This is a genomic window from Pseudomonas sp. FYR_2, assembly GCF_043106425.1.
Taxonomy (GTDB): domain Bacteria; phylum Pseudomonadota; class Gammaproteobacteria; order Pseudomonadales; family Pseudomonadaceae; genus Aquipseudomonas; species Aquipseudomonas monteilii.
Window position 1 is genome coordinate 1 of sequence record NZ_JBICMM010000020.1, and the last position, 18,379, is coordinate 18,379.

General features: G+C 61.9%; 16 protein-coding genes. 4 read left to right on the forward strand and 12 right to left on the reverse strand.

The annotated features are described in order from the left end of the window. The first annotated feature begins 117 nt into the window (after positions 1-117). The 4 genes from ACF8R4_RS10075 (at position 118) to ACF8R4_RS10090 (ending at position 7,667) form a co-directional block, all read left to right on the forward strand. Positions 118-1,674, forward strand: coding sequence for a flagellar hook-length control protein FliK (locus tag ACF8R4_RS10075; RefSeq protein WP_156867633.1), 1,557 nt, complete (start codon positions 118-120; stop codon positions 1,672-1,674). After that, complete coding sequence (locus ACF8R4_RS10080; RefSeq protein WP_060499610.1) at positions 1,671-2,009, forward strand: EscU/YscU/HrcU family type III secretion system export apparatus switch protein; 339 nt, start codon at positions 1,671-1,673, stop codon at positions 2,007-2,009. Before ACF8R4_RS10075 ends, ACF8R4_RS10080 begins: the two co-directional genes overlap by 4 nt. Positions 2,010-2,090: 81 nt before the next feature. Continuing rightward, complete coding sequence (locus ACF8R4_RS10085; RefSeq protein ID WP_060499609.1) at positions 2,091-4,796, forward strand: dermonecrotic toxin domain-containing protein; 2,706 nt, start codon at positions 2,091-2,093, stop codon at positions 4,794-4,796. A gap of 117 nt (positions 4,797-4,913) precedes the next feature. Further along, positions 4,914-7,667, forward strand: coding sequence for a dermonecrotic toxin domain-containing protein (locus ACF8R4_RS10090; protein WP_104834239.1), 2,754 nt, complete (start codon positions 4,914-4,916; stop codon positions 7,665-7,667). A 45-nt stretch (positions 7,668-7,712) separates the two neighbouring features. Here the strand turns inward: ACF8R4_RS10090 and ACF8R4_RS10095 are convergent, their stop codons facing one another. From ACF8R4_RS10095 to fleN, 12 genes are all read right to left on the reverse strand, one after another. Then, on the reverse strand, positions 7,713-8,108 hold the full coding sequence (locus tag ACF8R4_RS10095) for a DUF2802 domain-containing protein (protein WP_060499607.1): 396 nt from the start codon (positions 8,106-8,108) through the stop codon (positions 7,713-7,715). A 1-nt stretch (position 8,109) separates the two neighbouring features. After that, positions 8,110-8,589 carry a chemotaxis protein CheW gene (locus ACF8R4_RS10100; protein ID WP_003254393.1) on the reverse strand — a complete coding sequence of 160 codons (480 nt, stop codon included), beginning with the start codon at positions 8,587-8,589 and terminating at the stop codon, positions 8,110-8,112. A gap of 42 nt (positions 8,590-8,631) precedes the next feature. Next, on the reverse strand, positions 8,632-9,525 hold the full coding sequence (locus ACF8R4_RS10105; RefSeq protein WP_104834238.1) for a CheW domain-containing protein: 894 nt from the start codon (positions 9,523-9,525) through the stop codon (positions 8,632-8,634). Continuing rightward, the gene (locus ACF8R4_RS10110; protein WP_060499605.1) at positions 9,525-10,313 is read right to left on the reverse strand and encodes a ParA family protein; all 789 of its coding nucleotides are present in this window, start codon (positions 10,311-10,313) and stop codon (positions 9,525-9,527) included. Before ACF8R4_RS10110 ends, ACF8R4_RS10105 begins: the two co-directional genes overlap by 1 nt. Positions 10,314-10,390: 77 nt before the next feature. Beyond that, a complete protein-coding gene (gene motD, locus ACF8R4_RS10115) occupies positions 10,391-11,248 on the reverse strand; it encodes a flagellar motor protein MotD (protein ID WP_025753826.1) in 858 nt (285 codons plus the stop codon). Between the two features lie 3 nt (positions 11,249-11,251). Continuing rightward, positions 11,252-11,992: a flagellar motor protein gene (locus ACF8R4_RS10120; RefSeq protein ID WP_060499604.1), complete on the reverse strand. Its 741-nt coding sequence runs from the start codon at positions 11,990-11,992 to the stop codon at positions 11,252-11,254. Then, positions 11,992-13,128 (reverse strand): chemotaxis response regulator protein-glutamate methylesterase, encoded by a 1,137-nt coding sequence (locus ACF8R4_RS10125; RefSeq protein WP_104834237.1) that lies wholly within the window; start codon positions 13,126-13,128, stop codon positions 11,992-11,994. Before ACF8R4_RS10125 ends, ACF8R4_RS10120 begins: the two co-directional genes overlap by 1 nt. Before the next feature lie 46 nt (positions 13,129-13,174). Further along, positions 13,175-15,406 carry a chemotaxis protein CheA gene (locus ACF8R4_RS10130; RefSeq protein WP_104834236.1) on the reverse strand — a complete coding sequence of 744 codons (2,232 nt, stop codon included), beginning with the start codon at positions 15,404-15,406 and terminating at the stop codon, positions 13,175-13,177. Positions 15,407-15,418: 12 nt separating this feature from the next. Further along, positions 15,419-16,207, reverse strand: coding sequence for a protein phosphatase CheZ (locus ACF8R4_RS10135; RefSeq protein WP_060499602.1), 789 nt, complete (start codon positions 16,205-16,207; stop codon positions 15,419-15,421). Positions 16,208-16,227: 20 nt separating this feature from the next. After that, the gene (locus ACF8R4_RS10140; RefSeq protein ID WP_010955070.1) at positions 16,228-16,602 is read right to left on the reverse strand and encodes a chemotaxis response regulator CheY; all 375 of its coding nucleotides are present in this window, start codon (positions 16,600-16,602) and stop codon (positions 16,228-16,230) included. Between the two features lie 118 nt (positions 16,603-16,720). Then, positions 16,721-17,461, reverse strand: a complete 741-nt coding sequence (gene fliA, locus ACF8R4_RS10145; protein ID WP_060499601.1) for an RNA polymerase sigma factor FliA — start codon at positions 17,459-17,461, stop codon at positions 16,721-16,723. Continuing rightward, positions 17,458-18,291 (reverse strand): flagellar synthesis regulator FleN, encoded by an 834-nt coding sequence (gene fleN / locus ACF8R4_RS10150; protein ID WP_003254408.1) that lies wholly within the window; start codon positions 18,289-18,291, stop codon positions 17,458-17,460. The genes fliA and fleN overlap by 4 nt, the downstream gene beginning before the upstream one ends. Between the last annotated feature and the right edge of the window lie 88 nt (positions 18,292-18,379).

Consider the following 18,379-nt stretch of genomic DNA (forward strand, 5'->3'; position numbering starts at 1 on the left):
CCTTGTGTCTCAAGTCGCCCTCAGCGCTGCCGTTATACTGGCAACCACGGGCGCTCGGCATTATTACATGCGCCGCCGCGCTGCCAAGAGGCCGGGTTCGACAGGTTGTATACAATCATGACTGAAATCAATAGTCTCGCTGCACAAACCGCGGTCAACACCCAAGCCATGAAGGCGGGCATGACCGGCGAACTGCTGCGCCTGACGCAACCGCAGCCTGGCTTGATGGCCCCTGGCGAGACCGCACAGGCCGAAGTGGTTGCGATGCGCCAGGTGGGCAGCGACTTTCAGCTGGTGCTACGGCTGATGCAGGCCAACGGCCTTCAAACCCAACTGCAAGCCAGTGCCAGCCAGCCCCTGCCTCAAGGCAGCCAGGTCACCGTCAGCCAGACCGAAAGCAATCATCTGGCGATCATGCTGCAGCAGGCCAGCGCCAGCCAGGTCGCTACCCTCACCCGCCTGGACACCAGCAAGGTGCCCGTCGGCACCCTGCTGCAAGGCAAGGTCATGACCAACCAGCTACTGCCCCAGGCCGCTGGCCAGCCTGCGGCCTACCGGGCCCTGATCAGCCTGCTCAACAGCGCCCAGGCCGGCGCCACCCTGACGGTGGACAGCCCACGCCCACTGGCTATCGGCAGCCTGCTCAGCGCGCGGGTGGAGGGTGACCAGTCACTGCGTTTCGTGCCACTCAGCGGCAGGCAGGACCAGCTCAACATCGCCCAGCAGCTGCTAACCCAGCAAAACCGCCAAGCCTCGTTGCCCGGCCTGCTCAACGCCCTGCAACAGATGACCCGAGACCCTGGCATCGATGGCGACCTGCGCGCCAGCGCCGAACGCCTGTTGGTCAGCCTGCCAGATGCGCGCCAGCTGGGCGATGCGAAAGCGGTTGCCCAGGCCTTGAACAACAGTGGCGCTTTCCTTGAAGCGAAACTGCTGGGTGGCTTTCCTGCCAGCGTCGCCACCGATCTGAAAGCGCATTTGTTGCGGCTGGTCGCCCAGGCTTCAACTACGCCGCCCGGCACGTCCAACCTTGCACCCGCCAGCCTGGCCGTGACCATGCCGGCACTGGCCCGCAGTGCGCTGGGCATGCTCGAACGGGTCAGCCCCAGGCCGCAGCCGGGCGCGTTCCCGCTACCCTCGCGCCTGCTCGAGGCCCTGGAAGACGAAGGCAACCTGCAACAACTGCTGCGCCTTGCCGCTGCGGCAATTTCGCGCCTGCAAAGCCATGCCATGAGCAGCCTGCAACAGACCGGAACGCTGGAAAACGGCAACCTGCAGACCACCTGGCAAACCGAAGTGCCGATCCGCCACGGTCAGGAATTCATCCCGTTGCAGGTCAAACTGCAGCGTGAAGAAACGCCGCAGCAGCAAGCCGACCGCCAGCATGAAGCACAAGACCCGCTGCAGGCCCTGTGGCGCATCGAGCTGGCCTTCGACCTGTCGCCACTCGGCCCCGTTCAGGTACAGGCGCAACTGAGCCAAGGCCGCCTGAGCGGGCAACTGTGGGCAGAGCGTGAGCAAACCGCCAGGCTGATCGACACCCAGCTCGGCGCCCTGCGCGAGCGCCTGCTGGCACGTGGCCTGGCCGTCGGTGACCTGGAGTGCCACCCTGGCACGCCGCCACAAGGCCCGCGCACGCGGGTAGAACAACGTTGGGTGGATGAAAACGCATGAGCCAGAAGCACACACGCCAGGCCATTGCCCTGAGCTACGACGGCCAGCAGGCCCCCACCCTCAGCGCCAAGGGTGACGATGCCTTGGCCGAAGCTATCCTGGCCCTGGCCCGCGAACACGAGGTGCCAATCTACGAAAATGCCGAGCTGGTGCGCCTGCTGGCGCGCCTGGAGCTGGGCGAGCAGATCCCGGAAGCGTTGTACCTGACCATCGCCGAAATCATCGCGTTTGCCTGGCAACTGCGCGGCAAAGTCCCGTATGGCTTCGATGATTCACCGATAGACGAACGTGACGTGACAGAGGTGCTTGCGCGCCTGCCTGGCCCGACAGGCTGAGCCTCAGGGCCAGCACTATTTACCACTCCCCTGCCAACCAGCCGGTCGATGCTGTGGTTTTCCCAACCCACGGAGACCGACATGGCCACCACGCACATCAATGCAGCTGGCGTGCAGTTCGTACGCAACCACCTCGCCACCCTTCCCCGCCCCGACCGCGAGGCCAAGCGCGCCATTGCTGCCTGGCTTGCCACCCAAGGGGTACACCAGGACCCAGACCTGATCGATGTCGTCACACTGCATGTTCACCCTGATGGCATCGCCAGTTACCAGGCCAAAGTCGTACAGCGGGTCAGCCTCACCCAAGCGGTGCTGATGAACTGGCAAGGCGAATCCAACAACGACTTCTTCGGCGGGCTGTTCAGGCAACCCTGGGCCGGCACGTTGCCGGACGATGGCCCAATCACGCTGGTCGACCACTTCCCCCCACAGCCCATTTACGACAACGGCGCCTGGTACGAGGTGTTCAATGGCCTGTTCAAGCACAGCACACCCGCCCGTTACGATCATTCCACACTGCTTGACATCCGCGCCGAAGCCTTGCAAAGCCACATAGAAGCGCTGGACTTTCACACCCTCTACAAGGCGACACTCGATACCTACTGGCGCGAGCAACTTGCTGACTATCGCTTGAGCTGCAAACTCAACTTCATCGCTGCCTGCAACAAACAGGTCGCAGAAGGCAGCCTGAGTGATGCCGCTCGCATGCTGGCCTGGCGCGCGGCCGAACTGATTCCTCAGGGCAAGGGGCTGCGCCTTAGCACGCTGAGCATCTACGGCTATGCCTCCACCGACTTGCTTTACATCAACGACGCCGGCAGTGGCTTAACCCTGCTCTACGCCCCCGGCAACAGTTCACCGCTACTGGAGTTCGCCAGCGAAGACCTGTTGAAAGACTGGGTTGGCCAACAGTGCAAAGGCGCCGACACGCGCCAGGCACTCAAGCAACACTTTCGCCTGGCCGACGGCCCACAGGGCATCGACTTCAGCGGCCTGGACACCGCCCTGGAAGGCCTGGGCGTTTACCCGCACAACCACCGCTTGCCACCGGAGCATGGCTTTTTCAACAACGACGGTACATGGCCGCCGCGCACCTACGTCAATTACCGCCCCGGCAAGTACAACCCACGCATTAACGGTGATCTGTTCCAGGCCATGGCCGAGCGAATGCGCCAACGCTGCTACGACGATGCCGACTTTCTGATCACCAGCGATGCGCAGGTAACCAAGGCACGCTGGCGTGGCTACCTGGTAACCTCGCTCAACCTGCTGGCGCCCCTGGCCCTCGTGGTTCCGGAACTCGTACCCCTGCTGGCTATCGGCGGTGTAGCACAGTTTGGCTTGGGGCTCGATCAGGCAATCAACGGCAAAAGCCTTGAAGACAAGGACGCCGGCGTGAGCAACATCGTTTTCGGCCTGCTCAATGCCACGCCCTTGGTCACCCTGCCAGCGACCCGCCCGCGTATGCTCTTCCCGGGCAAAAGTCCGCGCTTCGTCATGCCCACGCGACTGAATGATCAATGGGGCTACCCACTGAGCCCCAATAGTCCACCCCGGTTACCTGAAGAATCAATAGCAGACTACTTTTCACCCCCCAAACCCTCAATGCCGACCACGCGAATCATCAGAGGCTCGTTGGATCGCGCAACGGGCACCCATCCGCTGCTGGCGATCAACGAAGGAAAAGAAGTCAAAGTACTGTATGACACTGAACACGATGCGTTCATCCTGAAGTCGGATGCCAACGAGGTATTACCAACCTATTATCAAGTCACTGACAACCATCGCGGCTTGACTGCAATTGACCTGACCAACCGCCCAGTGACAAATCAGATGCGCATGGACACGTTGCGCGCATTGGGTGTGGACATAGAACTGCCCATCACTATCCCCACGGTGAACAGCGCCGAAGTACGGCCAATTCCCAAGCAAATCCTCAGCATCTGGGTCGGCGACAAAAGCATCCCCGACGAGCTGGTGGAGACCGTTGCCAAAAACGCAAAACGCCTGGAGCACACCCGTTTCTCTTACCGTCTGTACCTGTCGAAGGCCAACCCGAAAGTATTCAAGAGCAACTACGCAAGGCTGACCGGAAAAGCCCCTCGGCTGCAGGTGCTCACACTGGAGGACCAACCCTTCTTTGATAACTTCAGGGCAACCAGGCACTTTCAACAATATGAACAGGCACTTGATGCACCGGGGGCAAACTTCGCCTCAGCATGCGACATACTCCGCTACCCACTCCTTCGATCAGAGGGTGGCGTCTACATGGACATCGACGACACCTTGCGCACCTTGGGTGACAATCCACAGGCCTATGCGGTGATCGACTCAACCCCCTTGGCCACTACGCCTGACGGCCTTGTACTGGGTGGTCCGGTGAACAATGAACTGCTGGGCATGCATTGCGCATACAACACCAACATGATCGGCAGCCATGCGGGCAACCCGACCCTGAGCCGGATTTCTGAAGCGATGCACCAGCGCTTTCTCGACAACCTGGCGTTCTACAACACCCGGCCTCTACGCGGCAGTGCCGGGTTCGAGGCGTATGCCCAGGCGTTGAGCAACATGACCGGACCTGGCGTGTTCACTGATGTGGTTGACCAGCAACTGCCCAGGCTGCGTATTCTGCGACAGATCAGCAAGCTGGAATCAACGCCTCTTAATGATCCTGGCTTCGTCACAGGAGACTTGACCTTCCCCCTTTTCAACGCGAGACACAGCGATCAGGCGCTGAGTTACGTCGTGGAGATCGGCAACTACCACTCGTGGAGCAAAGCCTGACACCTGCTGGGCGACTTACGTCGCCCGCTTGGCTGAGCCATAAAGCCAGCACTATCTACCGCCCCCCTGCCGATCAATCAGTCGATGCTGCGGTTTTCCCAACCCACGGAGACCGACATGGCCACCACGCACATCAATGCAGCTGGCGTGCAGTTCGTACGCAACCACCTCGCCACTCTTCCCCGCCCCGACCGAGAGGCCAGGCGCGCCATTGCTGCCTGGCTTGCCACCCAAGGGGTACACCAGGACCCAGACCTGATCGATGTCGTCACGCTGCATGTTCACCCTGATGGCATCGCCAGTTACCAGGCCAAAGTCGTACAGCGGGTCAGCCTCACCCAAGCGGTGCTGATGAACTGGCAAGGCGAATCCAACAACGACTTCTTCGGCGGGCTGTTCAGGCAACCCTGGGCCGGCACGTTGCCGGACGATGGCCCGATCACGCTGGTCGACCACTTCCCCCCACAGCCCATTTACGACAACGGCGCCTGGTACGAGGTGTTCAATGGCCTGTTCAGGCGTACCACACCCGCCCGTTACGATCACTCGACGCTGCTCGACCTCCGCGCCGAAACCTTGCAACGCCATATAGAGGCAATGGACTTCCACTCAGGTTACAAGGCATCACTCGACACTTACTGGCATCAACACCTTTCAGACTACCGGCTGTGCTGCAAACTCAACTTCATCGCTGCCTGCAACAAACAGGTCGCAGAAGGCAGCCTGAGCGACGCCGCACGTAAGCTGGCCTGGCGGGCAGCCGACCTGATCCCGCGTGGCAAGGGTTTACGCCTGAGCACGCTGAGCATCTACGGCTATGCAGCCACTGACCTGCTGTACATCAACGACACCAAGACCGACCTGACCCTGCTCTACGCCCCCGGCAACAGTTCACCGCTACTGGAGTTCGCCAGCGAAGACCTGTTGAAAGACTGGGTTGGCCAACAGTGCAAAGGCGCCGACACGCGTCAGGCACTCAAGCAACACTTTCGCCTGGCCGACGGCCCACAGGGCATCGACTTCAGCGGCCTGGACACCGCCCTGGAAGGCCTGGGCGTTTACCCGCACAACCACCGCTTGCCACCGGAGCATGGCTTTTTCAACAACGACGGTACATGGCCGCCGCGCACCTACGTCAATTACCGCCCCGGCAAGTACAACCCACGCATTAGCGGTGATCTGTTCCAGGTCATGGCCGAGCGAATGCGCCAACGCTGCTATGACGATGCCGATTTCCTCATTACCAGCAATGCGCAAATAACAAAATCCAGATGGGCCAGCTACCTGAACAGCACCCTCACGCTTGTGGCACCGCTGACATTCGTGGTGCCGGGCCTAGCCCCACTGCTTGCGCTGGGCGGTATAGCGCAGCTTGCGCTTGGCCTTGACCAGGCCATCAACGGGAAAACCTTGAGCGAAAAACAGCAAGGGCTGGGCGATATCGCTTACGGTCTTTTGAATGCAACCCCATTGGCCGCTGAGGCCGTGATCAAAAGCACTGCGCTGTTTCGCTATCAGGAAGACGGCTTCGTTCTCCCGCGCAAAATCAATGATCAATGGGGATACCCCCTGAGTCCCGTAAGCCCGCCCCATCTGCCGGAGGTGGAGGTAGCGCCCTATTTTCACCGCCCGGCGCGCATAGCGCCCCTGCCGGACGCTGATGCCGTCGTTGCCAACTCGGTAAGGCGCTTTCCTCGGTACAACGGCGATGTGGACCAACTGATCGGCTACTACGAAGAAGTGCCCGACTACGCAGAAGTGCTCGAGCTGGTCTACGACATGGAAGCCGATCTGTTCATCACCGAGGAAGGCACCAATGAGGTAGAACCGGTTTACTATGAAGCCGAGCCCGAAACCGGTAACTTGCGCATCGTCAACCCCGAAGGGCGCCAGGTAACAAACCAGATGCGCATGTCATCCCTGCGAGCGCTGGGTATCGATGTGCAGCTTCCCGTACATTTACCAGCGCCCGTCCCGCCAGGTGCTCACCCGATCCCCAAGCTGATTTCATCGCTTTGGGTCGGCAATAAAACGCTCAGCGACGAGCTGCTTGGCACACTGGCTGCCAACGCACTAAAACTACGCGACAGTGCGTATCGATATCGGCTATTCCTGTCAAAAGCAAACCCCGAGGCCTTTGCGGAAAACCTGCGCATGCTAGAGGCAAGAGTGCCCGATATGCAGGTATTAACACTGGAAGACCAGCCTTTCTTCACCGCCTTCGAACAAAGCCAATACTTTGCCCAGTACCAGGCAGCAATCGACGGCAACGGAGGTGTAGCCACCAACTTCTCCTCAGCATCGGATGTATTGCGCTACCCGATGCTGCATGCTGAAGGCGGGATATACATGGATGTCGATGACCAACTGCTGGATGCGGCGGCGAGTGCCGCTCATAACACTGCGGCTATCGATACCGTAGAATTGCTCGCCACCGATGACGGGCTGCTGTTACACCCACCCATGCACAACGAAAAGCTGGGAATGAACACGCAGTTCAACACCAGCATGATCGGCAGCCACGCCGGCAACCCGACACTGCTGGCCATTTCCGAAGAAATGCATGCCCGCTATCTAGGCAATGCGGATTTCTACCAGGTACGTCCCACGCTGGCAGATGACCCCGCTGGCTTCTATCGCTACGCCAACCGGCTCAGCGAACTGACCGGCCCGGGAATGCTCAATGCCGTGGTAGACCGGTTGCTGCCAGACCTCTATTGCCTGCGGCAGCTTCACAACCTGTACATGATGCCGCGCATCAACAGCTTCCTGTACGTTGACCTGGACGCTTTCCTCGCACTTCAGCGACAGCGCCTGCCACTGTCCCGCGTGGCCAACGTGGGCGGCATGCATTCCTGGGCCACTACCTGACGCAGCACCTGAAAGAAAGGCGACATCATGGTCGCCTTTGTGCATTCACCCGCTGCGGTGCAGCTTGCTCATCAACTCCGCCTCGGCCTGGGTCAGGCCGCAGCTTTCGGTCAATTCGGCCACGCTGGCGCCCATGCCCACCAGTTTGGCAGCCTGGGTGAAGGTGACGTTGTTGGGGTCACGCTGTTCCAGCTGCTGAATCTTGTCGGGCAGTGGCGCCACCGCCACGCTCAGCTCGTGCAGCGCCTCGCCCATGCGCACGGTACCGTTCTGGTAGTCGTCCAGGCGTTTGGCCAAGTCCTTGATGCGCTGGTCACGCAGCGCATCGCCTTCGGCCTGTTGCGCAGCCAGCTCGCGCTGGCGCTTGCTGTAGTTGAGGAAAAACCACAGGCTCAGCGCCCACACCAGCGCCAGGAAGATGACAGCAACCTGTAGGATCAACTCAGATATTCTCCAGCTCGGACCACTCTTCCTCGGTCATCATCTTGTCCAGCTCAACCAGAATCAGCAGTTCGCCATTCTTGTTGCACACGCCCTGGATGAACTTGGCCGACTCTTCGTTACCCACGTTTGGCGCGGTCTCGATTTCGGACTGGCGCAGGTACACCACCTCGGCCACGCTGTCGACCAGAATGCCGACCACTTGCTTGTCAGCCTCGATGATGACGATACGGGTGTTATCGGTGACTTCGGTCGGCATCAGGCCGAAACGCTGGCGGGTGTCGATCACCGTCACCACGTTGCCGCGCAGGTTGATGATGCCCAGCACATAGCTTGGCGCACCCGGCACCGGGGCGATTTCGGTGTAGCGCAACACTTCCTGTACCTGCATCACATTGATGCCGTAGGACTCGTTGTCCAGACGGAAGGTAACCCACTGCAGGATCGGATCTTCGGAACCTTGTGCAGACGACTTTTTCATTCCCCTAGCCCTCAAAATCCGCCATTGGCGGTGTGTTCGGTGTCATTTTTGTCTAGCGTGCATCTGCTTGACCGCGCCGCTGGCGATCAGCTCGGCCAACGCGGCGACGTCGAGCAGTGCACACATGTGTTCGATTACGGTGCCGGCCAGCCACGGGCGCTGGCCGCGCTGGCTGCGCCATTTGATTTCGGACGGGTCCAGGCGCAGCGAGCGGCTGACCTGGTGCACGGCCAGCCCCCATTCGTAGCCCTGCACGGAAATCACGTAATTCAGGCCTTGGCGAAAATCATCCCGGTAACGGTCGGGCATCACCCAACGCGCAGTGTCCAGCACCTTCAGGTTACCCGCCTGGCAGGTCAGGATGCCGAGAAACCAGTCGGGTTGGCCGAACAGCGGCGTCAGCTCCTGGCCGGCCAGGTTGTAGATCGACCCCAGGCACACCAACGGCACCGCCAGGGTCAGGCCAGCCACGTCGAACAGCAGGCATTCGAACGGCTCGGCGGCCCACACCGGACGGCCGTCGACGCTGGCTGGCGGCACCGGCAGGTCCGGCGCCGGCAAATGCACATCCACCAGCGGAACCGCCAGCTCCACAGCCTGCTCTTCAACCAGTACCGGAATACTGGCCTCGGCTACCACCGCTTGCTCGACCACCGTCACCACAGGTGCTTCCACCGGCATGACGGCAGGCAGCACCGCCAGCTTTGGTTCGGCGAAAGGCCGCGGCGGGAAGTTAGCAGCGGTTTCGGCCGGCGCCGGCACGGTCGGTTGCCGGGCATCACGCGCCTGTTCCTCACGCACCGCTTCGGCGAAATCGTCCGCTACAACCGGCGGCTCGAACAGGCCTTCGGCCTCGGTAGCCTCCTGCAGCAGGCCATCGAGGTACGACTGCAGAGCCAGCTGCGGGCGGGTGCCGGTTTTCTGTATCTGGGTCATCAGGCCACCTGCGCCGCAGTCTTGTAGGTCAACAGGTGCTTGAGCAGCGCCCGGTAGGCAACCAGCCCACGGCTCTTGCTGTCGAACTGCGAGGGCGTAACGCCCTTGCGGCTGGCATCGCGCAGGCGCGTGTCCACCGGGATGTAGCCTTGCCACACCTGCTGGCCGTAACTGTCACGCAACTGCTTGAGCGTGCCCAGCGAGGCCTGCGTACGGCGGTCGAACAGGGTTGGCACAATCTGATACGGCAGCGCCTGCTTGCGCGAGCGGTTGACCATGGCCAGGGTGCCGACCATACGCTCCAGGCCCTTGACCGCGAGGAACTCGGTTTGCACCGGGATCACCAACTGCTGGCTGGCGGCCAGGGCATTGACCATCAGCACGCCGAGCAAGGGTGGGCTGTCGATCAGGGCAAAGTCGAAATCCTGCCATAGCTGCGCCAGACTCTTGGCGATTACCAGGCCCAGGCCGTTCTGCCCCGGCGACTGGCGCTCCAGCACGGCCAGCGCAGTGCTCGACGGCAACAGCGAGATGCGCTCGTCACTGGTGGGCAGCAGCAATTGCCCAGGCAAGCCGTCGGGTACCGCACCCTTGTGCAGGAACAGGTCGTAGCAGCTGTGCTCCAGGGCATCGGGGTTGTGCCCGAAATAGCTGGTCATCGAACCGTGCGGGTCGAGGTCGACGACGACCACGCGCTTGCCGGCCTCTGCCAGCAGGCCGGCCAGGGCGATGGTCGTGGTGGTCTTGCCGACGCCACCTTTTTGATTGGCTACTGCCCAGACTCTCATCGTGCGTTGCTTCCTCCCGGTATGGCCGCCTGCCCTGCCGGGAACGGTGTGAAATTCAGTGACGGAGAATTGACGAGTTACTGCCCCGCCACCGTTGCTGGCGTTGCAGGTGCACTTTGTGTGCCAGCGCGTCGTAATGCAGCATCCGGCGTGGCATTGGCACTGCCCGAGCCGGTCAGGCTACGGCGCACTTCAAGGTTGCGCGATATCACCAGTACCACACGGCGGTTGCGCGCGCGGCCGTCGGCGGTGTCGTTGCTGGCCACCGGCTGGTACTCGCCGTAGCCCACCGAAGCCATGCGCGCCGGATTCACCCCTTCCATCGCCAGCAGCCGCACGATGCTCGCCGCCCGTGCCGACGACAGCTCCCAGTTGGTCGGGTACTGCGCGGTGCGGATTGGCAGGTTGTCGGTAAAGCCCTCGACGTGCACCGGGTTGGCGAACGGCTTGAGAATGTTGGCCACCTTTTCGATGATGGCGAACGCCTTGTCACTGGGCATGGCATCGCCGCTGCCGAACAGCAGCGACGAGTTCAGCTCGATCTCGATCCACAACTCGTTGCCGCGCACAGTCATCTGATTGCTGTTGATCAGGTCGCCAAAGGCATCACGCACATCATCGCTGATGGTTTTCAGCGGGTCGACGTTGGTTGCCGCCAGGCCCGCCTCGGTCTGCTCGCTGTCCTTCACCAGCGGCTCTGCCGGGCGCACGCTCAACGGCTGCTCATCGCCGATGGGGATGGGTTTCATGCTGCGTTCAGGGTCGTTGAACACCCCGAGCAAGGCCTGGGAAATGACCTTGTATTTGCCCTCGTTGATCGAGGAAATCGAGTACATCACCACGAAAAAGGCGAACAGCAAGGTGATGAAGTCGGCGTACGACACCAGCCAGCGTTCGTGGTTTTCGTGTTCCTCGGTATGACGACGGCGGCGCATGGGTTACTCCATGAAGCCTTGCAGCTTCAGCTCGATCGAGCGCGGGTTCTCACCCTCGGCAATCGACAGCAGGCCTTCGAGCAGCATTTCGCGGTAACGCGACTGGCGCATGACAATGGCCTTGAGCTTGTTGGCGACCGGCAGCAGGATCAGGTTGGCGCTGGCCACGCCGTAGATGGTTGCAACGAAGGCCACGGCAATACCGTTGCCCAACTGCGACGGGTCGGCCAGGTTGCCCATGACGTGGATCAGGCCCATTACCGCACCGATGATGCCGATGGTCGGCGCATAGCCGCCCATGCTTTCGAACACCTTGGCGGCCTGGATATCACGGCTTTCCTGGGTCAAAAAGTCGACTTCAAGGATGCTGCGGATGGCTTCCGGCTCGGCGCCGTCCACCAGCAGTTGCAGGCCCTTGCGTGCATACGGGTCGGGCTCGCTGTCGGCCACCCCTTCCAGGCCCAGCAGGCCTTCCTTGCGTGCGGTCAGGCTCCAGTTCACCACGCGGTCGATGCCGCCCGGCAGGTCGACCCGTGGCGGGAACAGGATCCAGCGCAAAATCTGCAAGGCACGCTTGAACGACGACAGCGGCGACTGCAGCAACGCTGCCGCCAAGGTGCCGCCCAGCACAATCAGCCCCGCCGGGCCATTGATCAGGGCCCCGACATGGCCGCCTTCGAGGAAGTTGCCCCCGACGATGGCGACAAAGGCGAGGATCAGGCCGATCAGGCTGAGGACGTCCATCAGACACAGGCCTCCACCAAGTGTTTGCCGATTTCGTCCAGGCTGTACACCGCGTCTGCCAGGTTGGCCTTGACGATGGCCATGGGCATGCCATAGATCACGCAGCTGGCCTCATCCTGGGCCCACACCGTGCTGCCACCCTGCTTGAGCAGGCGCGCACCTTCGCGGCCATCGGCGCCCATGCCGGTGAGCACCACCGACAGCACCTTGTCGCCATACGACTTGGCCGCCGAACCAAAGGTGATGTCCACGCACGGCTTGTAGTTCAGGCGCTCGTCACCTGGCAGGATCTTCACCGTGCCACGGCCATCGATCATCATCTGCTTGCCACCCGGGGCCAGCAGCGCCAGGCCCGGGCGCAGCATGTCACCGTCCTCGGCCTCCTTGACGCTGATGCGGCACAGTTTGTCGAGGCGTTCGGCAAAGGCCTTGGTGAACGCCGCCGGCATGTGCTGGATCAGCACGATCGGCGCCGGGAAATTGGCCGGCAACTGGGTCAGCACCCGCTGCAAAGCCACCGGGCCACCTGTGGAGGTGCCGATGGCTACCAGTTTGTATGGCTTGCGCTTGGGGGCAGGCGAGTGCGATGCCACAGGGGCCGGGGCCGGGGCCGCCGCTCGGGCAGGCGCCGCAGCGCGAGCTGGCGTCGGGCTGGCAAAGCTGCTCGTCGGCACAGGGCTGCTGGCTGGCGCAGGCGCTGCGACCGGCGCGGTGCGGGCATAGCTGCCAAGGCGACGGTTGCTGCGCGAAATGGTGTGCACCTTCTCGCACAGCATCTGCTTGACCTTTTCGGGGTTGCGCGAGATGTCTTCGAAGTTTTTCGGCAGGTAATCCACCGCCCCCGCATCCAGGGCATCGAGGGTGACACGGGCACCTTCGTGGGTCAGCGAGGAGAACATCAACACGGGCGTCGGGCAGCGCTGCATGATGTGCCGCACTGCGGTGATGCCATCCATCATGGGCATTTCGTAGTCCATGGTGATGACATCGGGCTTGAGCGCCAGCGCCTGGTCGATTGCTTCCTTGCCGTTGGTCGCGGTACCCACTACCTGGATCGTCGGATCCGCCGAGAGGATTTCCGAGACGCGGCGGCGGAAGAAACCGGAATCATCCACCACCAGGACCTTGACTGCCATAAACACTCCATTAGGCGGCGCACCCCGCCAGGGTGCGCCACCGAAATCAAATACGCCGCGCGGCGTAACGCTTGAGCATGCTCGGGACGTCGAGAATCAACGCAATGCGCCCGTCACCGGTGATGGTGGCCCCGGACATGCCCGGGGTGCCCTGCAGCATCTTGCCCAGCGGCTTGATTACCACTTCTTCCTGGCCCACCAGTTGATCGACGACAAAGCCGATGCGTTGCGTGCCGACCGACAGGATCACCACGTGGCCCTCGTGCTGCTCTTCGTGCACCTGGCCCTGCACCAGCCAGCGCTTGAGGTAGAACAGCGGCAGCGCCTTGTCGCGCACGATCACCACTTCCTGGCCGTCGACCACATTGGTGCGCGACAGGTCGAGATGGAAGATCTCGTTGACGTTGACCAGTGGGAAGGCGAACGCCTGGTTGCCCAGCATCACCATCAGCGTGGGCATGATCGCCAGGGTCAGCGGTACCTTGATGACGATCTTCGAGCCCTGGCCCTTGGCCGAGTAAATGTTGATCGAACCGTTGAGCTGGGAGATCTTGGTCTTCACCACGTCCATGCCCACGCCACGCCCGGACACGTCGGAAATCTCGGTCTTGGTCGAGAACCCTGGCGCGAAGATCAGGTTGTAACAGTCCGACTCGCTCAAGCGCTCGGCGGCGTCCTTGTCCATCAGGCCCTTTTCCACGGCCTTGGCACGCAGGATGTTCGGGTCCATGCCCTTGCCGTCGTCAGAAATCGACAGCAGGATGTGGTCGCCTTCCTGCTCGGCAGACAGCACCACACGGCCCGTACGCGCCTTGCCAGACGCTTCCCGCTCATCAGGCATCTCGACACCATGGTCGACAGCGTTGCGCACCAGGTGCACCAACGGGTCGGCCAGGGCCTCGACTAGGTTCTTGTCCAGGTCGGTCTCTTCGCCGACCAGCTCCAGGTTGATCTCTTTTTTCAGCTGGCGAGCCAGGTCGCGCACCAGCCGAGGGAAGCGGCCAAACACTTTCTTGATCGGCTGCATGCGGGTTTTCATCACCGCTGTCTGCAGATCGGCAGTGACCACATCGAGGTTGGACACGGCCTTGGACATGGCCTCGTCGCCGCTGTTCAGGCCCAAGCGCACCAGGCGGTTACGCACCAGCACCAGTTCGCCCACCATGTTCATGATCTCGTCCAGGCGCGCAGTGTCCACACGCACGGTGGTTTCCGCTTCGCTGACAGCATGCTTGTCGGCGGCCGGGGCCGGCGCACGGGGTGCCGCCGCTGGCTTGCTCGCCGGCGCTGCAGCGGCAGGCTTGGCAACCGGCTGGCTGTCGGCCTTGGCTGCGACGGGTGCTTGCACCTTGGCTGCAGCAGACGCTTCGACTGCTGCAACGTCACCGCCGAACTTGCCCTTGCCATGCAACTGGTCCAGCAACGCCTCGAACTCATGCTCGCTGATTTCGTCGCTGGCCGCTGCGGGGTTGCCCTCCACGGCGGGCGCCGGCGCCTTGGCGGCTGGCAAGGCATCCGCCTGGAAGGTGCCCTTGCCATGCAACTGGTCGAGCAGCGATTCGAACTCGGCGTCGGTGATTTCATCGCTGACCGGCTCGGCAGACGCGGCTACCGGCGCGGCCGCCACCTCGGTGCTGAACTGGCCTTTGCCGTGCAACTGGTCAAGCAACGACTCGAATTCGGCATCGGTGATTTCGTCACCCTCGCCGCTGACGGTCTCGCCCTGCATCTGCTCGTCGGCCGCCGCTTGCGCCTTGACCGCATCGAGCGAGTCGAGCAACTGTTCAAACTCGCTGTCGGTGATGTCCTGGTCTTCGACCGGGGCTGCGGCGGGCGCCTCGGCAACCGGCTCGGGTACAGCAACAGACGGCGCAACCGCTTCGGCGCCACCGGGCTCGGCCAGGCGTGACAACGCCGCCAGCAGCTCGGGGGTGGCCGGGGTCACTTCGGCGCGCTCGCGCACCTGGCCAAACATGCTGTTGACCGTATCGAGTGCCTCGAGCACCACGTCCATCAGTTCCGCATCGACCCGGCGCTCACCCTTGCGCAGGACGTCGAACACGTTCTCGGCAATATGGCAGCACTCCACCAGCTCGTTCAGCTGAAGGAAGCCGGCGCCCCCTTTAACAGTGTGGAAACCGCGAAAGATCGCATTGAGCAGGTCGGCATCGTCGGGCCGGCTTTCCAGCTCGACCAGTTGCTCGGACAGTTGCTCAAGAATTTCGCCGGCTTCTACCAGGAAATCCTGGAGGATTTCTTCATCGGCGCCGAAGCTCATCAAACGTGCTCCTTAAAAACCCAGGCTGGACAGCAGATCATCGACATCGTCCTGACCGGACACGACGTCTTCACGCTTATCGGCATGAATCTGCGGACCTTCACCCCGAGTCGGATGTTTTTCTGCATCTTTTTCTGCGCGCAGTTGATCGTGGTCATGTTTTATGCCGGCAAACCGGTCGACCTGGCTGGCCATCAGCACCAGCTTGAGCAAGTTGCTTTCGACTTCGGTCACCAATGCGGTGACGCGCTTGATCACCTGACCGGTCAGGTCCTGATAGTCCTGAGCCAGCAGAATGTCATTGAGGTGACCGGCGACCTTGCGGTTACCTTCGGCGCTGTGCGTCAGGAAACTGTCGACACGCTTGACCAGGTCACGGAATTCCGGCGCAGCCACTTCGCGGCGCATGAAGCGCTGCCAGTCGGTGCTCAGGGCCTTGGCCTCGCTGGCCAGGTCGTTGAGCACCGGGGTGCTTTCCTCGACCAGGTCCATGGTGCGGTTGGCCGCGCCCTCGGTCAGCTTGACCACGTACGACAGGCGCTCGGTGGCGTCGGTAATCTGCGACACCTCCTCGGCTTGTGGCATGGTCGGGTCGATCTGGAAACTGACGATGGCGCTGTGCAGCTCGCGGGTCAGCTTGCCGACTTCCTGGTACAGGCCACGGTCGCGGGTCTGGTTCAGCTCGTGAATCAGCTGCACCGCCTCGCCGAAGCGGCCGCGCTCCAGGCTTTCGACCAACTCCTGGGCGTGTTTCTTCAGGGTCGATTCGAACTCGCCCAAAGAGGTTTGTGATGAATCCATGGCGCGCCCCCTGACGTGACTCAACCGTTGACGCGTTCGAAGATCTTCTCGATCTTTTCTTTGAGCACCTGGGCGGTGAACGGCTTGACCACGTAACCATTGACGCCGGCCTGGGCCGCTTCGATGATCTGGTCGCGCTTGGCTTCAGCAGTCACCATCAGTACCGGCATGCTTTTCAGCTTGTCGCTGGCACGCACTTTACGCAGCAGGTCGATGCCGGACATGCCCGGCATGTTCCAGTCGGTCACCAGGAAGTCATAGTGGCCGTTTTCCAGCATCGGCAGCGCCGTGGTGCCGTCATCGGCTTCGTCGGTGTTGGTGAAGCCCAGGTCACGCAACAGGTTCTTGATGATCCGCCGCATCGTCGAAAAATCGTCAACGATGAGGATTTTCATGTCTTTGTTCAAGTAGACCTCCAAGCAGTCTCAAACGCGCTCGGCCCCGAGCGCGCATTCAATCAATTCGGTGCAACATGGAAAATGCATGTGGAAAACGACTGCAACGACAGCAGGCTCAACGTGCCCGCCATTCCCCCAAGCGGCTGCGCAGACGCGCGGCACACTGGCTGTGCAACTGGCTGACTCGCGATTCGCTGACACCCAGCACCTCACCGATTTCCTTGAGGTTCAGCTCTTCGTCGTAGTACAGCGCCAGCACCAGGCGCTCACGTTCCGGCAGGTTGGCAATGGCTTCGGTCAGGGCAGCCTGGAAGCGCTCGTCCTCCAGGCCACGCGCAGGTTCGACGTGGCCACTGGCACCATCCTCGTGAAGCCCTTCGTGCTCGCCGTCCTGCAACAGGTCGTCAAAGCTGAACAGTCGGCTGCCCAGGGTGTCGTTCAAGATCCCGTAGTAATCATCGAGACTCAATTGGAGTTCGGCAGCAACTTCATGATCTTTAGCGTCCCGGCCCGTTCTGGCCTCCACGGCACGCATCGCGTCACTGACCATACGGGTATTGCGGTGCACCGAACGCGGTGCCCAGTCGCCTTTGCGAACCTCATCCAGCATGGCCCCGCGAATGCGGATGCCGGCGTAGGTTTCAAAGCTGGCGCCCTTGCTGGCGTCATACTTGCTGGCCACTTCCAGCAGGCCGATCATGCCGGCCTGGATCAGATCCTCGACCTGCACATTGGCTGGCAACCGCGCCAGCAAGTGGTAGGCAATACGCTTGACCAGCGGCGCATAACGCTCGATCAGCTCGTATTGGGCGTCTTTGGCCGCCCGGCTGTACATCCTGAAGCCGCTGGCGTTCATAGCACAGGTCCCGCGCTGGTGGGCTGCACCAGCCGCTCGACGAAGAACTCCAGATGGCCGCGCGGGTTGGCCGGCAACGGCCAGCTGTCGACCTTCTGAGCAATCGCCTTGAAGGCCAGCGCGCACTTGGAGCGAGGGAAGGCCTCGTAGACGGCACGCTGCTTTTGCACCGCCTTGCGCACGCACTCGTCGTACGGCACGGCGCCTACGTACTGCAGGGCAACGTCAAGGAAGCGGTCGGTGACCTTGGTCAGCTTGGCGAACAGGTTGCGCCCTTCCTGTGGGCTCTGTGCCATGTTGGCCAGCACGCGGAAACGATTCATGCCGTAATCGCGGTTCAGCAGTTTGATCAGGGCGTAGGCGTCGGTGATCGAGGTGGGTTCGTCGCACACCACCAGCAGCACTTCCTGGGCAGCGCGAACGAAGCTGACCACCGAGTCACCGATACCCGCAGCCGTGTCGATCACCAGCACGTCGAGGTTGTCGCCGATTTCGCTGAACGCCTGGATCAGACCCGCATGCTGGGCCGGGGCCAGGTGCACCATGCTCTGGGTGCCCGAGGCCGCCGGCACGATGCGCACACCGCCAGGGCCTTGCAGCATCACGTCACGCAGCTCACAGCGCCCTTCGATGACATCGGCCAAGGTACGTTTGGGGGTAAGGCCCAGCAACACGTCGACGTTGGCCAGGCCCAGGTCGGCGTCAAGCAGCATGACCCTGCGGCCAAGCTCGGCCAGCGCCAGGGACAAGTTCACTGAAACGTTAGTCTTGCCGACGCCACCTTTGCCACCGGTCACGGCGATCACCTGTACGGGATGCATGCTACCCATGTCTGTTCTTTACCTTGTCTCGCTGGGACTCAGGCCACACGTGGGGCAATTCTGCGTACCCCTTGGCATAGCTACTTTGCACACACTT

Coding starts and splice junctions, on each gene's coding strand:
- ACF8R4_RS10125 (WP_104834237.1), bottom strand. CDS start 13,128: ATGGCAGTCAAGGTCCTGGTGGTGGATGATTCCGGTTTCTTCCGCCGC.
- fliA (WP_060499601.1), bottom strand. CDS start 17,461: ATGAACGCCAGCGGCTTCAGGATGTACAGCCGGGCGGCCAAAGACGCC.
- ACF8R4_RS10080 (WP_060499610.1), top strand. CDS start 1,671: ATGAGCCAGAAGCACACACGCCAGGCCATTGCCCTGAGCTACGACGGC.
- fleN (WP_003254408.1), bottom strand. CDS start 18,291: ATGGGTAGCATGCATCCCGTACAGGTGATCGCCGTGACCGGTGGCAAA.
- ACF8R4_RS10135 (WP_060499602.1), bottom strand. CDS start 16,207: ATGGATTCATCACAAACCTCTTTGGGCGAGTTCGAATCGACCCTGAAG.
- ACF8R4_RS10140 (WP_010955070.1), bottom strand. CDS start 16,602: ATGAAAATCCTCATCGTTGACGATTTTTCGACGATGCGGCGGATCATC.
- ACF8R4_RS10090 (WP_104834239.1), top strand. CDS start 4,914: ATGGCCACCACGCACATCAATGCAGCTGGCGTGCAGTTCGTACGCAAC.
- ACF8R4_RS10075 (WP_156867633.1), top strand. CDS start 118: ATGACTGAAATCAATAGTCTCGCTGCACAAACCGCGGTCAACACCCAA.
- ACF8R4_RS10130 (WP_104834236.1), bottom strand. CDS start 15,406: ATGAGCTTCGGCGCCGATGAAGAAATCCTCCAGGATTTCCTGGTAGAA.
- motD (WP_025753826.1), bottom strand. CDS start 11,248: ATGCGCCGCCGTCGTCATACCGAGGAACACGAAAACCACGAACGCTGG.
- ACF8R4_RS10120 (WP_060499604.1), bottom strand. CDS start 11,992: ATGGACGTCCTCAGCCTGATCGGCCTGATCCTCGCCTTTGTCGCCATC.
- ACF8R4_RS10100 (WP_003254393.1), bottom strand. CDS start 8,589: ATGAAAAAGTCGTCTGCACAAGGTTCCGAAGATCCGATCCTGCAGTGG.
- ACF8R4_RS10110 (WP_060499605.1), bottom strand. CDS start 10,313: ATGAGAGTCTGGGCAGTAGCCAATCAAAAAGGTGGCGTCGGCAAGACC.
- ACF8R4_RS10105 (WP_104834238.1), bottom strand. CDS start 9,525: ATGACCCAGATACAGAAAACCGGCACCCGCCCGCAGCTGGCTCTGCAG.
- ACF8R4_RS10085 (WP_060499609.1), top strand. CDS start 2,091: ATGGCCACCACGCACATCAATGCAGCTGGCGTGCAGTTCGTACGCAAC.